Source organism: Sinomicrobium pectinilyticum, from assembly GCF_003725735.1.
GTDB lineage: Bacteria > Bacteroidota > Bacteroidia > Flavobacteriales > Flavobacteriaceae > Sinomicrobium > Sinomicrobium pectinilyticum.
In genome coordinates, this window is sequence record NZ_RJTM01000120.1 from 1 (window position 1) to 14,886 (window position 14,886).

Consider the following 14,886-nt stretch of genomic DNA (forward strand, 5'->3'; position numbering starts at 1 on the left):
ATTTCAAAGAACATGAATATAAACAACTGAAAATCAGTTTATTTCAAGTGGACACTAGTGATATTTTTTATTAATAACCCGGGAGCTGTGTCAGATTAGGGTTATCGATCATGGGGTGACCGGCAGACTGGGCGGCAAAAGGGAGCAATTCGGTGCGATTTTCCCGGAAACCGTAATAGAGGCCATCACCACCTCCCGGGGCCTCTATCCAGTTGGGGTACTGACCTCCGTTTTCATCGGAACCTGTAGGTTGCGTGTAAATAATGGCGCCGATTTGCAATGTATTAAAGCCACCCCGGAACCCTACTGCTTTACGGGCATTACCGTTAAAAGTACTTGTATAAGCCTCAAACATTTTTACAGGATACCATTTATCCCCGCTTTCGACAGAAATGCCGTGAGCAGCTACTATATCGGCCAGGATTTCCTGAAAATCATCATAACCGGACGCATCGGCAGGTACATCCCGCACTGCTGCGATTTCAGTTGCATCAGTCAAATCTATATAATCTACTGCCAGAAATTCATCGCCATAGCTTTGTGCGTCCTCATGGTATTTATACAAGCGGTACGCCGGAACATCCGCATATTCACCGGTACGGTCAGAAAGGTTCTTCATGGCCTTCTGGGCCTCGGTCAATTCTTCGGTCAAGCGATTCATCCGGATCAAGTCGGTACGAAGATTAAATTCGCCTGCAAATTCCCATTTGCGTTCCTGCACTATAGCCTTTTCAAACTCCTGTTGTCCGGAAGGTATGGGCATGGCACCTATACCGGCACGATCTCTTACTGCTCTCAGGGCATCCATAGCTGCCCCCGTAGGCCCTCCATTCAGGTAATTCTGTGCTTCTGCGTACATCAGCAGCACATCGGAATAACGTAAAATGGGAATGTTGAGGTTCCGGCTGCTCGCTGCCTGTGGTTCTACACACCACGAAATGCGGAATTTACCGGGCATGATACAGGAATACGTAGTCCCCACGTCTACCCAGGTATCACTTGAACTTCCGTTATCCAGGAAATAAATACTGTAGGCAGTACAAGAGACATCCCGTCGGGTATCGTTTTCGTCAAAAGACAAGTAGTAGGTAGGGAGCATAAATTGCATGGCCTTACGCGAACCATATGTGCCACCTCTGGAACCGGGGTGGGCGTATACCCCGAAACTCGAGTTGGTATTGGGACCGTATTGTGCGGTATGCCAGAGTATTTCGGGATCAACACTCGTAAAATTGCGCTGACAGAAGTTATACCATAAATACTGAAAACCGCTCATTCCGCCCTGGTCCTGTATCAAATGATTGGCGCCCCGGCCTATTATCTCTTCACAGGCATCACTGGCAATCTGGTATAGTTCCCGGACGCGGTCATTATCGTTGCGACGTGCCATTGAAGCTGCGGAGGGGTTATTGAGGTCCCAACGCAGGGAATAGCCTCCCGCATAGAGTGCTATCCGGGCCAGCAGGGCATAGACCCCTTGTTTGGTGAGGCGTTCGTTCGTAGGAAAACCGCTTTCCGATAACCAGGGGATATCGTCTATGGATTCCTGTATATCGGTGATAATATGATCGTATATTTCATCCCGCGGTGAGCGTGAAGGGTAAAAGGTATTTTCATCATCAGGGTTCATCTCCTCCAGCGGAATCCACACTGCGGGGACATCACCATACACGCGGATGAGGTTGTAATAGCAGAAAGCGCGGATCGCTTTTGCTTCTCCCAGCAAAGCATTGCGTTTATCACTCTCTTCCATGGCATTTAACCTGCTGATGGCGATGTTGGCAGATTCTATGGCAGAGTACATTTCCGCATAAATAGTGGTAACGGTAAAAGGAGAAGTGGCATCATAATAATAGTTACAGATGTTGTACTTGGAATTATTGGTAGATCCGTCCTCGCAGGAATGCATGACCGTTTCTCCTGCTCCCAGCTGATAAAACATTTCGGTAGGCACCAGACCGCGATAGCAACCTTGTACAAACATATCTGCTGTTTCTAGGTCGGAAAATACCGATTTGGTATCGGAAGAGTTATAGGGAGGCATATCCAGAAAATCCTTTTCGCAAGAACTGATGCCGAAGGCAAATATCATTAGCGATAATACGGGTAACCTCTTTTTTATGTTGAGTATCTTTTTCATCGTCTGTAATAGTTTACATTAAAATGTTAGATTAATACCGAGAACAAAGCTTCTGGAACGCGGATACGTAGAACTGTCATATCCGGGGGTAACCGTAACACCCTCTGCGGCCGCAACTTCCGGGTCATAACCGGAATAACCCGTTATTGTAGCCAGGTTATTGACCGTAACATAGAAACGGGCGTTAGACATATAGGCTTTCTCCGCCCACTTTGCAGGTAAGGTGTATCCCAGTGTTAACTGTGCAATACGCAGATAAGACCCGTCTTCTACATAATACGAAGAAGGATAGGTAATATAGCTTGAGTTGGTCGTATTTAAACTCCAGGTACGCGAAGCTTCATCGGGATTTAATTCTCTCAATCTTGACAGGCTAGTTGCCTGCCTGCCCGTTAAAGGGTCTATAACCCGATAATAATTATTCCCGAATTCTTCGGGGACATTCTGGTAAAGCGCATACGGGCTCAAACTATGTTTGGTTGCATTATAAATATCATTACCTACACTGAATTTCATAAATACGTTCAGGTCGAAGCCCTTGTATGTAAATGTATTGTTAATACCCCCCATATAGTCAGGAGTACCGTTCCCTATTTTGACCAATTCGCGGGTAAATTGGTCCCCTTCTTCGTTATCCGCAGCGAATTTAATATCACCGGGACGTGGGGTAGCGTCTCCATAGGGTTTAACGACGCCTTCCCTTAAGGTAAGTGTACCGTCGGCATTCTCTGTGAAATCATCTGTGGTATACAGTCCGTCATACGCATAACCATACATATCTCCCAGTTGTTCGCCAATTACAGCATAATAGGTGACGGAACCTGTTCTGTTGCCACCTACACTAAATGTACGCTGATCCAGGCCCTTCTCGAGGGAAATTACCCTGGACCTGTTTAATGACACGTTCACATCGGTTGTCCACCGAAAATCCTTAGATTCAATATTTACGGTACTAAGTGTAAATTCCCATCCCCGGTTACGCATGGCCCCTACATTCTGATATTGTCTGGTATATCCAGTCGAAACGGGAACCAAGCTGGACATAAGCATATCACTGACATTGTTGTTATACCACTCGGTTGTTAATTTTATACGACTCCTGAACATACTTATGTCCATACCGATGTTAGTAGCTTTTAGTGTTTCCCATTTCAGGTTTTCATTGCCTAAGGTATTGCTGGTTACATAAGCCGGATTACCAATGGTGTTATTGATAGGGTAATCTGTTTGTGACACATTGGTAAGGTATAGATTATCATCTATTCCGTTATTACCGGTGATACCGTACCCCACACGTAACTTTAAGTTGTTTACCGTGTTCATTATATTGCCATTCTTCCAGAAATTTTCTTCCGAAATACGCCATGCTCCCGATACGGAAGGGAATATTCCCCATCTGTTGCCTCTGGCAAATTTGGAAGAGCCATCTCCTCTTATGGTTGCAGTCAGCAGGTAACGATTGTCATAGGTGTAGTTTACACGTCCGAAAACAGAAAGCAGGCCGTTGCGTGAATGGTCTGTTTCTTTATCAGATACCGTTGCATTGGATATGTCATCCAATCCGAAATTGGGATACGGAAATTGCCTGAGCTCGATCTCGTTATTTTCCGATTCACTGTAGTTTACCTCATGCCCTAACAACACATTCACATAATGCTTTTGAGCAAAGGTTTGATTGTAGTTCAATGTATTGGTTATCTGGTACCGGTACGATTCGGAATTACCAATACTTCCGTTAATCCCCGTATTTACAGGGTCTGTTAGGAATGCTCTGGAATTCTCATCCGAAAAGGAAGTGGATTTACTGTTTGACCAGGTATATTGGCCGGATGTACGCCATGTGAAATGTTTGAGAAAATCAAACTCTACACCTGCATTTACTATAAAGGTACGGGAACGCTTGTTCGAGGTAGAAGCGTTATTCTCTATAAGCGGGTTTTCCGTATCGTAGGTAGAATCCAGCGCCGAAAAGTCCGGATAAGTCTGCGTATTTAGCAATTGATCTTCTGTAAATAAAGTACCTCCGTTTATCGGTTGGAGAAGTATTTTTTTCATACCGGAATAGGCACCACCTCCATCGGTTGATATATTTGAAAACATGGTATTAACATCCAGTCGGATCCCCTTATAAAGTTCCGAATTGATTTTGGCACGAAAAGAATTTCTCTTCTCGTTGTGATTTGCCAGGAGACCGTCCTGCCCGTTGTAATTATAACTCAGAAAAACCTGCGTTTTCTCAGTGCCGGTGGTAACAGTAACATTGTGATTTTGGGTTAAGGCCGATCCACCCAGCATCCTGTCCTGCCAGTTTATGGCATTGGCAGAAGCATATCTATTGTTAATACGACCAAAGGCACCTGTATAAAATCCGGGAGTATCTGTCCCCAGACTGTTATCAAAAACATTACTCCATTGCGTCGTTTTACCTTGCAGCTGGGCCATTTCATACTGATACCTCACAAAATTTTCGGCATCGGATATCATGTCCAGCTCTTTGGAAAGCCTGTCGAACGAAGCAAAGGAGTTAAAAGAAACCTTTGTTTTCCCTGTTTCTCCGGATTTAGTGGTAATCACAATAATACCGTTGGACCCCCGGGCTCCGTAAATAGCTGTGGATGAGGCGTCTTTTAATACTTCGATACTTTCAATATCATTCGGGTTAATTACATTGAGTGCGTTACTCATCTGAAAACCGTCTACGATATAAAGCGGTTCGGTATCCTGAGTAATTGATGCCCCTCCGCGGATAGTAATATTCGCTTCGGCCCCGGGAGCACCACTAGAGGTTACAATATTTAATCCAGCTGCTCTGCCCTGAAGTGCCTGTATGGCATTCATTGCCGGAACAGAAGCTAATTCATCGGCGGAGACAGAAGATATTGCCCCGGTCAAATCAGACTTTTTTACCGCTCCATAGCCCACGACCACTACCTCATCGAGTTCGGAATGGTCTGCTTGCATCCGGATATTAAAATCTGCTGCTTCTCCAACGACCAACTCAATCGTTTTCGTTCCTATATAAGAAAAAACAATGACGTTGTTTTCTGAAACTTCAAGACTGTAATGTCCGTCAAAGTCAGTTTGTGTTCCTGTTGTAGTTCCTTTTATCAGCACGTTTACGCCAGGTAAGGGCACACCGTTTTCATCGATAACATTACCCTCTATATGCTTTACCTCCTGGGCACTGACAAAAGATATACCTGCCAGAAGTAAAGCTGAAAAGAAGAGCTTTAGAATATGGTTTTTCATAAATAGTTTTGGTTTTATTAACACATCAAAACTATTTTCAATGAAACAGAAAACTATCCTGTACTATGCTGAGACACAACTTATTTAACTTTTCCGCCTGGAATAAACCTCGATTGCAGCTAATAATCAGGCATTTTTTGCCCGATCAGATTTTTGGGATGTTATAGGCTATAGCTGTGTACGATACTTTTTTTCCCTGCCGGACAGGACTGTACAGGATACGGTATTTAAAGAAAAGAAAGAAATTGCGTAACGAACAAAAAACAGGCCCTTATGTATACCTTCCGGTTATTGGTTATGCTTTTTGCTTTAAGCCTTCTCTCCTGTGACGGTCCCGGACCGCAGGCAAATGAGGCACAGGCTACTGCATGGTGGCACGATAAGGAGCGGGAAGTCCACTACCTGCCCGAGGGAAATGATTTTGTTTTACATAAGGGAAGGCGAAGGTTCAACAGGGCCTTGTATGGCACCAATACCGGCTTCCGGGTAGAGGCCGGGGACCTTCCGGAATTTGCCATGTACATGCCGGGGATGGGAGGAAATTTTAAGCTTGGAATTATCCGGGGAGAAGACAGCAAGTGGATCATTGACTGCGATTCTGTTGCCACCCGTTATCGTCCCGGCAGTATGCTGTATACGATAAAGGATAAACTATTGGGTGCAGGGGCCCTGCGTCTCCGGATATTGGCGCTTGCAGATGAAGAAGGTTTTGTTCTCAAGGCAGATATGGAAGCGATCCCGGAAGGGACCGAACTTCTTTGGGTTTATGGTGGTGCCAGCGGAAAGAAATTTTCACGTAACGGAGACATAGGAGCCGATCCGGAATCGGTATTTTACCTGAAACCGGAATATTGTACAGGAAACACCTATGACATCAGGGAAAAATCATTTATGCTCCGTTACGGTTCTGTTCATAATAAGAAAAAACGGGAAAACGATAAGTCTGTGTTCGGGATTTTTCCGGAAAAATCTGTGGTGCATCTTGCAGATGCCGGACAACAGTCCTCTCCCCTGTCCATAAATGCTTCCGAAGGGGATTCCCTTCCCGTAATTACAGGCAAACTGGAGGCACAAACATCGGAAAGTCTGTTCTGGCTGCTCAAAAGAGGGGGAAAAGATGATTTTTCACTTCAGGACAACCCTTCGGAACAATTTCTGCATGCCGAAGAAGCACGGAAACAACTCGCAAACCGGGTTAAGGTCCGTACTCCCGATCCTTATATCAATACGTTGGGAGGGGCCCTGGCCTTTGCCGCCGATGCTATCTGGGAGGCTCCCGCCTATCGCCATGGAGCAGTAGCATGGCGGATGCCGCTCAACGGCTGGCGGGGAGCATATGTGGCCGACCCACTGGGCTGGCATGACAGGGCCGGATTACATTTCGGCAGTTATGCGAATTCACAGGTTACCGAACCGGCCACAGGGCCGGTGGTGGCAGATACGCTGCTCAACCTGGCAAGACAAAAAGAAGAAATAGGTACGTCCCTGTTCAGCAGCGGATATATAAGCCGGAATCCCGATAATAATACCAAAGCACATCATTACGATATGAACCTGGTTTTTATCGATCAGTTACTCGGCCATTTCCGGTGGACCGGAGATATGGATTTCCTCAGAGAAATGTGGCCGGTCCTGGAGAGGCATCTCGCCTGGGAAAAGCGTAATTTCGATCCGGACGGGGACGGGCTTTATGATGCCTATGCCTCCATATGGGCCAGTGATGCCCTTCAGTATAACAGCGGAGGGGTTACCCATTCTTCCGCATATAACTATCGTGCCAATAAGATAATGGCACAACTGGCCGAAAAGATCGGGAAAGATCCTCTCCCGTACAAAAGAGAAGCACAACACATATATCGTTCGGTCAATGAACAATTATGGATGCCGGAAGACGGACGTTATGCAGAATACAAAGACCGGATGGGCAATAAACTGTTGCATCCTTATCCGGGATTATGGACGGTTTACCACGCTATGGAGGCCGGGATACCGGATGGTTTCCGGGCCTGGCAGTTGCTGCGGTACACAGATACGGAGATACCACACATTCCCGTACGGGCAAAAGGACTGGACAAACAGGGACTGTATACGTTGTCCACTACCAATTGGCAACCTTATACATGGTCGGTAAACAATGTGGCCCTGGCGGAAGTATTACATACCGCCCTGGCCTACTGGCAGGGAAACAGACAGGAGGAAGCTTTTCATCTGTGGCAGAGTGCGCTTGTGGAAAGCATGTACCTCGGAGCCAGTCCCGGCGGATTTCACCAATTATCTTTTTACGATGCCATGAGAGGAGAGTTGTATCGCGATTTTGCTGACCCTGTCGGAATGACCGGCCGGACACTGGTAGAAGGTCTTTTCGGGATACAGCCCGATGCCGTAAACGATACATTGACCATTACCCCGGGGTTCCCGACAGATTGGGATCATGCATCCCTTGAAATCCCGGATATTGCGCTTGACTATAAAAAAACCGGAAACCGGGAAGAATATACTATCATCCCAAGGCTTAAGACGGAAATGTACCTGAAGTTAAGATTAAGGGTACGGAGGGACGCGATAAAGTCGGTAACCGTGAATGGACAGGAAATTATTTGGACAACAGACGAACAGGCTGTGGGTGCCCCGGTAATAGAAATAACCGTCCCGGAACAATCCGGATACGATGTAGTGGTGGAATGGCAAGGCAATGACCTGGAAAAGACCTACCCGGATAGAGACGTACGGCCGTACGTCTCCATAGGAGAGCAAATCCAGATGGATTTCCGCCCTGCCGGAATACAAAAAATCTACGATCCTCAAAAGATACTGGAAAACCCATCATTTTCCGGAGGAAAACTGATGACACAAATAAAGGATAAACCCGGGGAAAAATCGGTTTTTTTACGATTAAACCAGGGACAGTTCAGTTGGTGGCAGCCTTTGGATCTTTCGGTACGGCCTAAAGTAGAGGTTGTCCGTTTGGTTAAAGGAGATACTGTAAAAAAAGAAAGAAAAGAGATCGCCTTGCGCAACAATACCCCGGAAGAGCTCGCGGGTAAACTGGTGGTTAATCCCGGGATAAAAGAATATGCGACAGATATTACTTTACCCGCCAACTCTGAAGCGCCTGTAAAGGTCCCGGCAGGAAATCTTATTACGGGTAGTAATGTATTGGTGTTGAGGTCGGATGGGGAAGAGGTCTTAAATACGAATTTCCGGGACTGGGATGTCAAGGCCCCGACCGGTTCCCAATGGGAAACCCTGGATATCTCGTCTTTTTTTAACAGCAGTGTCACTGACATTTTCAGAAACGAATACCTGTCTCCCCGGCCGGTGTCACCTACCTTGCAATTGCCCGTTCACGGTATAGGGAACTGGTGCTATCCGAAAGTGGAAACAGATATTGACGATTCCGGCTGGTGTAAAAAAGCAGGGAAAGACAACCATGTGGAGACACCGTATGGAATTCCCTTTATGACTCCCGGAGAGAAGGAAAAAGATAATGTAGCCTTTACCTCCATGTGGGACAATTATCCGGAAGAAATAGCAATTCCTTTATACGGTAAAGCTTCGCATTTGTATATGGTCATGGCCGGGTCTACCAACCCCATGCAGAGCAGGATAATTAACGGAGTGGTCACCGTGGAATACGGAGACGGGACCAAAGAAGAACTGGCACTCAAAAACCCGGAAAACTGGTGGCCGATAGAACAGGACTATTTCACTGATGGATATGCCTTTACTACAGGAGGAACGAGACCACCCCGTGTTTATTTGAAAAGCGGGGACATTTCCCGGGAATTCACGGCATACACCCCGATAAAAGGGTTTACCGATTTTGGTGTGGAAGGAGGTGCGGCTACTATTCTGGATTTACCGCTTAACCCGGAAAAGGAGTTAAAAACCATAAAGTTGAGATCTGTAGCCAATGATGTGGTTATCGGCCTGATGAGCGTAACGCTTCTCCGTGATCTGGAATGATAAATTATGAATACCGGGAATGTTTATTGGCAATAAAGCCTTTATACATTCACATAAAACTTTAAAGTGTGGACCGAAAAGATTTTTTACAAAGTATATCCCTTTTTTCTGCCGGCCTCCTGATCCCGGGAACGGGATTTTCCACAGGTAATCCGGCAAAAGAGGGAAACTTTGGATTTGCGGAAAGACTGGTACCTGTAGGCAGGAGACTGCAGATGGAAGGATATTATGTTTGGTGTAATAGTCCTATAGAGGGACCGGATGGTAAAATTCACGTGTTTTTCTCCAGGTGGGCCGCAGAAAAATCGATGAGCGGATGGATAAGGGGATCGGAAATATGTCATGCCGTAGCCGATCATCCGGAAGCGCCATTCCGTTTTGTTAGTGTGGTACTGGCTCCGCGTGACGGAGACTATTGGGATGCGACTACCTGTCACAATCCGCATATCCGGTATATAGATGGGAAATACTGCCTGTTTTTCATGGGAAATTCCAATGGGAAAACCAATACCAAACGTATAGGCCTTGCTACCTCTTCTTCATTGTACGGCCCCTGGCAACGCCCGGACAGCCCCTTGTTGGAAACAGGTAAAGAGGGAGCGTGGGACGATCATTGTACAACGAACCCTTCTTTTGTAAAACACCCCAACGGGGAATACTGGCTGTTTTATAAATCGTGGAATACCTTGGAGTATGAGGAGGCAGTCGGGAAAAGCGTGAGGGGTAACCGGAAATACGGGTTGGCCGTAGCAAAAGATTTGCAGGGGCCTTATGTGAAATACGAAGGAAACCCGATAGTGGATTTTTCCGGCAGGGGAAGAAACGCCCAGTTCGAGGATGCTTTTATCTGGCTCGAAAAAGACCGGTTCCGGATGCTGGCCAGGGATATGGGAGTTTTTAGTGATGATGTAGGGCTTTATCTGGAATCGACGGATGGAATACATTGGGGAGAACCTTCCATCGGATATCATCCTCTCAAAAATTACGTAAACGAACCCCCGCCTCCCGGGTACTTAAAACGGTATGGACGTCTGGAAAGGCCGCAGGTATTGTTTACAGATGGTAAACCTTCCTATCTTTTTACGGCGGGACAAGGAGGAAAATACGGAACTTCGACATCTTTTGTGTTTAAAATAGTGTAGAAAAGAGATGTTGTAGTCGCAATTGTCGGGGGAGGATAGGCAATAGCCAACATATTGCACCTCGGAGTGATGAAAATAACCGCTAAAACCCAATCATAAAAATGAATTATACACTGTTAAATCCGGAAATACATAAAAAGATCATTCTTGCCTTGTTGATACTGGCAGGGACAGGTTGTTCCGGCGTAAAAGAAGAAAAAGAGGAGACACAGGGGCAGATAGACCGCAAAGCATTGGTACAAAGACATAATGTAGTAGTAGAAGAGGCCGATACACTGGCATCACTCTCTGTCGGAAACGGAAAATTCGCCTTTACCACAGATATTACGGGTTTACAAACTTTTCCCGAAACCTATCAGAATGGCATTCCTCTCGGGACGCAATCCGAATGGGGATGGGACAGTTTTAAAGATACGACGGGCTATAAATTTGAAGAAAGCCTGAAAGCATATGACCAGTACGGACGGAAGGTAACGTATGCCGTACAAAGGTCTTCCGAACCCGGAAGGAACAGGGATGCTGCCAACTGGTTCCGTAAAAACCCCCACCGTCTGCAACTCGGCAACCTGGGTTTTGAGATTTATAAAGAGGACGGAAGCATGATCGCCGTGGAAGATGTAAAAGATATCCGCCAGGAGCTCGACTTATGGGCAGGGGAAATACGAAGTTCATTTACTGTGGAAGGGGAAAAGGTTGAAGTCCGGACCGATGCACACCCGGAAGAAGATATTATAGGGGTAGAGGTGACATCCGCACTTATAAAAGAAGGCCGCCTGAAGATCCGGCTTCGTTTTCCCTATCCTACGGGAGAATGGACAGATGTTGGTGTAAACCGGCAAAATACCGGAAGGCACAAAACGGAACTGGCTGTTTCGGAAGCGGACAGGGCGGAAATTATCCATACGCTGGATACGATGTCCTATGCCGTTAAGATGCAATGGAAGGAAAAGGGAATGGCAGAGCAGAAAGAACCGCACTATTTTGTGGTGACTCCCGATAAAGGCTCAGACACTTTCAGTATGACCTGTTTGTTTGCTTCCCAGGGGAATAAAGAAGTTTCCCTGCCTTCTTTCGCAGAGGTACAATCCGCGAGTACCGATGGATGGGAGTCTTTCTGGAATTCGGGGGGAGCAATAGATTTTTCGGAATGTACGGACCCCAGGGCGGCGGAACTGGAAAGGCGGGTAGTGCTTTCCCAGTACCTTACCAGGATACAATGTGCAGGAAACGCCCCGCCACAGGAAACGGGGCTTACCCATAACAGTTGGTTCGGGAAGCCGCATCTGGAAATGCACTGGTGGCACGGTGTACATTTCCCGTTATGGGGCCGGCCGGAATTGCTGGAGAAGAGTATGGACTGGTATACCAAAGTATCCCGGAAAGCAGGGAAAATTGCCGAAAGACAAGGATTTGAAGGAGTCCGCTGGCAGAAAATGACCGATATATACGGTAATGAATGCCCGTCTTCCATAGGATCGGTACTTATCTGGCAACAACCGCATTATATTACCTTTGCCGAATTGCTCTACCGCGCTGACCCGGACAAGAAAACCCTGGAGAAATATAAGGAACTGGTCTATGCTACGGCAGATTTTATGGCGTCGTTCGCACATTATGATAAGGACAAAAAGCGATATATGCTGGGGCCTGTGGTGATTCCGGCACAGGAACGTTTTAAAGCGGAAGAAACATTTAATCCCACATACGAACTGGCGTACTGGCGTTGGGGGCTGGAAACGGCGCAAGAATGGAAAGAACGTCTCGGGGAAGAACGAAGCGCCCAATGGGATGATGTCCTTCGGAAGCTTTCCCCGCTTCCGGTGCAGGACGGCGTTTACCTCGCCACCGAAAGTGCCACGGATTCTTATACTAATCCGAAATATAAGACAGATCATCCGTCCGTATTCGGGACCTATGGCATGTTACCCGAAACATCCGGGCTGGATAAGGAAATCATGCGGAACACATTCGATCTTATTTGGAAAGACTGGGTGTGGGAAGATACCTGGGGCTGGGATTTTCCGATGACAGCCATGACAGCAGCAAGACTTGGCCTGCCGGAAAAGGCGGTGGATGCCTTGTTTATGGATATACCTACCAATACTTACCTGCCTAACGGACATAATTACCAGGATAAACGTCTGCGGTTGTACCTTCCCGGTAATGGAGGAATACTGACCGCGGTGGCTATGATGTGTGCCGGTTGGGACGGTAGTGAAGGTGAGAATCCCGGTTTTCCGAAAGACGGTACATGGGATGTACGGTGGGAAGGGCTGGCCAGAATGCCCTAGTAAAGTATTTTTCCGGAGAACTACCGGATAAAGTCACGATAAATGCCCTGAATTTTCGCAATGGTCAGTTTTCCCTGATGAACAACAAGCCGGTTCCGGAATTTCAGGGGTTTTTCCCGGGGAATGGAAATCGGTTTTCTGCCCGGAAAAGCGGCATTTTGCATACTTTGGTTTTTTCTGAGTATCCAGCCCTGAAACGAAGGCAGGTTTTCAGGATCGCAGAACAGGACAATCCCGGTTTGTTCTTTTTGCCCTGTGTCGTAATCCGGAATAGCGTGTACCCATCCGCCGGTTTTTACCGGGGTGTTTTCGGGAGTAACTTCGCCTTGCGCGGAGAAAAAGGTTATTCCGTCAGATGATTTGATCCTGGCAGAAAATCCTCCGTATCCCTTATCGTCTTCCGAACCTCCTATTTCTACACCATCCGTCAGGGCGGTCAGGGAAATGTCAAAATCCATGAGATAGTAACCTTCTTTCGGTGTATAGGAAATACTGGCCTCTTCGCGGATAACGGCTTCTTCCGAATCGGTAACCCAGTAAACAACAGTATGTAATATTCCGGAATTTTTACGGACTTCGGTTCGGGCCGAATCTACTTTCCACCGGATCCCTTCACACAGCCAGGGGTCACTTACCCTTTTTCCTTTGACAAAAAGCTGGTGCCAGGTCCAGAAAACGCCACGGTGATGCAGGTGATCCTCCGGGAAGTCTTCGGTAAGAATATCTCCCCGGGTATCGTAAAGCGGATGAATGTAATTGGCCCGGGGAAATTTACCGTTTTTCGATTTGGTCCCCTTTTGGTACGAAAAGCGTGGAGAACCTCCTTCATAAAGGGTTATTTTATCACGTTCTTCTTTAAAATGCAATTGCTGTGCGTAGCTGCATATGCAAAAAAGGAAAAGCAGAAAATATAAAAAAGTACTTTTTAAATTTCTCATGGGCAATGAATCCTGTTCCGTAAAGATACACCGATATTGCATTACACCGAATTTCTGTCCAGAAAATGAAAAACGTTTTTAATCTGTTCCTTACGGTTGTTAAGAAGCATATCTGCGGCAGTTTCTCCCATTACTTTGAAATCTGTACTGATCACGGTAATGCCCAGGAGTTCTTTAAGAGGAGTATCGTTATATGAAATAATACCGATATCTTCTCCCAATACGAGGTGTTGTTCCCGTACCTGTTTTACCAGGTTGACCAGATCGTTTTCTTCTATAATTATATAGGCATCACGAGATTGCAAGCCCATATCGTCGTAAATCTCATTCAGTATCTCAAAATCGAAAGAATGTTCCACACAGAATTTACGGAAACCGTGGAGGATACGCAATGGATAAGGGTACACGGACTTTTGCGGGTATACGAGGATAAGCTTGTCATAACGGAGAAGTTTTTCCAGTCCCGCTGTCAAAGCGTGATAGATGTCATTTTCAAAATCCTGGTAGATGGCCGCGTATTTCCCCGAAATGGAAGGTTTGCAGTTATCCATCAATAGCAATTTGTCTTTTGGAATTTTTTCTATGGCTTTCAGCACCTCTTCGGTATTGCTGATATGCATCATTTTCTCGTTTTTAAAATGAGGCATAATGACATAATAATCATAAGCCCCGATATTTTTCTCAAGGGTTTTTACAAAAAGCGTCTCTTCGCAGTGATAAATAAAAAGATTGACATGCCCGTTAACCCCTATGCGGTCTACAAAAGAGTTGTATATCCGCATTTTATAGGAGCTGAGCTTGTTAACCATAAAGAAAATGTTGATCTTGGAAATAAGGTCCGTACGTGCCGTATAGTACCCCTTGCCTTTTACGGAAACAATGATCTTTTTTTCCTTTAAAAGGCGATAGGCCTTTTCCACGGTATCTCTCGAGAGGTAGCATTCTTCACTCAGTTCGTTGATAGAAGGTATCTTCTGTCCTATTTTCAAATCTCCCCTTGCAATGCCTTCTATTATAGAATCTACGATCTGTTTGTATTTCGGCACTCTCGAATCCTCATTTATGCTAATATCTGCAATGGCTGGTGCAATATTCATAGTTGGTATTTTTAGTGTTAATATATGGAGGTTTTGGTAAATTAGCACATAAATTTTTTCTAA

The 14,886-nt window shown here is 46.0% G+C and carries 7 protein-coding genes; 3 read left to right on the top strand and 4 right to left on the bottom strand.

The genetic code is table 11. The features are described from left to right. Positions 1 to 70: 70 nt before the first annotated feature. The gene (locus ED312_RS17925) at positions 71 to 2,140 is read right to left on the bottom strand and encodes a RagB/SusD family nutrient uptake outer membrane protein (RefSeq protein ID WP_123217407.1); all 2,070 of its coding nucleotides are present in this window, start codon (positions 2,138 to 2,140) and stop codon (positions 71 to 73) included. A gap of 18 nt (positions 2,141 to 2,158) precedes the next feature. Further along, positions 2,159 to 5,389 (bottom strand): SusC/RagA family TonB-linked outer membrane protein, encoded by a 3,231-nt coding sequence (locus ED312_RS17930; protein WP_123217408.1) that lies wholly within the window; start codon positions 5,387 to 5,389, stop codon positions 2,159 to 2,161. A 273-nt stretch (positions 5,390 to 5,662) separates the two neighbouring features. On the opposite strand from ED312_RS17930, the gene ED312_RS17935 reads away from it, so the two are divergent. From ED312_RS17935 to ED312_RS17945, 3 genes are all read left to right on the top strand, one after another. Next, positions 5,663 to 9,355 carry a DUF4450 domain-containing protein gene (locus ED312_RS17935; RefSeq protein ID WP_123217409.1) on the top strand — a complete coding sequence of 1,231 codons (3,693 nt, stop codon included), beginning with the start codon at positions 5,663 to 5,665 and terminating at the stop codon, positions 9,353 to 9,355. Between the two features lie 68 nt (positions 9,356 to 9,423). Next, a complete protein-coding gene (locus tag ED312_RS17940) occupies positions 9,424 to 10,497 on the top strand; it encodes a glycoside hydrolase family protein (RefSeq protein ID WP_123217410.1) in 1,074 nt (357 codons plus the stop codon). Positions 10,498 to 10,598: 101 nt separating this feature from the next. After that, a complete protein-coding gene (locus ED312_RS17945; protein WP_240643136.1) occupies positions 10,599 to 12,788 on the top strand; it encodes an RNA methyltransferase in 2,190 nt (729 codons plus the stop codon). A 20-nt stretch (positions 12,789 to 12,808) separates the two neighbouring features. Here ED312_RS17945 and ED312_RS17950 read toward each other — a convergent pair whose 3' ends face one another. Together ED312_RS17950 and ED312_RS17955 are read right to left on the bottom strand one after the other, a co-directional pair. Next, positions 12,809 to 13,726, bottom strand: coding sequence for a DUF6807 family protein (locus ED312_RS17950; RefSeq protein WP_123217469.1), 918 nt, complete (start codon positions 13,724 to 13,726; stop codon positions 12,809 to 12,811). A 41-nt stretch (positions 13,727 to 13,767) separates the two neighbouring features. After that, positions 13,768 to 14,823, bottom strand: a complete 1,056-nt coding sequence (locus tag ED312_RS17955) for a GntR family transcriptional regulator (RefSeq protein ID WP_123217411.1) — start codon at positions 14,821 to 14,823, stop codon at positions 13,768 to 13,770. Between the last annotated feature and the right edge of the window lie 63 nt (positions 14,824 to 14,886).

Coding starts and splice junctions, on each gene's coding strand:
- ED312_RS17925 (WP_123217407.1), bottom strand. CDS start 2,140: ATGAAAAAGATACTCAACATAAAAAAGAGGTTACCCGTATTATCGCTA.
- ED312_RS17930 (WP_123217408.1), bottom strand. CDS start 5,389: ATGAAAAACCATATTCTAAAGCTCTTCTTTTCAGCTTTACTTCTGGCA.
- ED312_RS17935 (WP_123217409.1), top strand. CDS start 5,663: ATGTATACCTTCCGGTTATTGGTTATGCTTTTTGCTTTAAGCCTTCTC.
- ED312_RS17945 (WP_240643136.1), top strand. CDS start 10,599: ATGAATTATACACTGTTAAATCCGGAAATACATAAAAAGATCATTCTT.
- ED312_RS17950 (WP_123217469.1), bottom strand. CDS start 13,726: ATGAGAAATTTAAAAAGTACTTTTTTATATTTTCTGCTTTTCCTTTTT.
- ED312_RS17955 (WP_123217411.1), bottom strand. CDS start 14,823: ATGAATATTGCACCAGCCATTGCAGATATTAGCATAAATGAGGATTCG.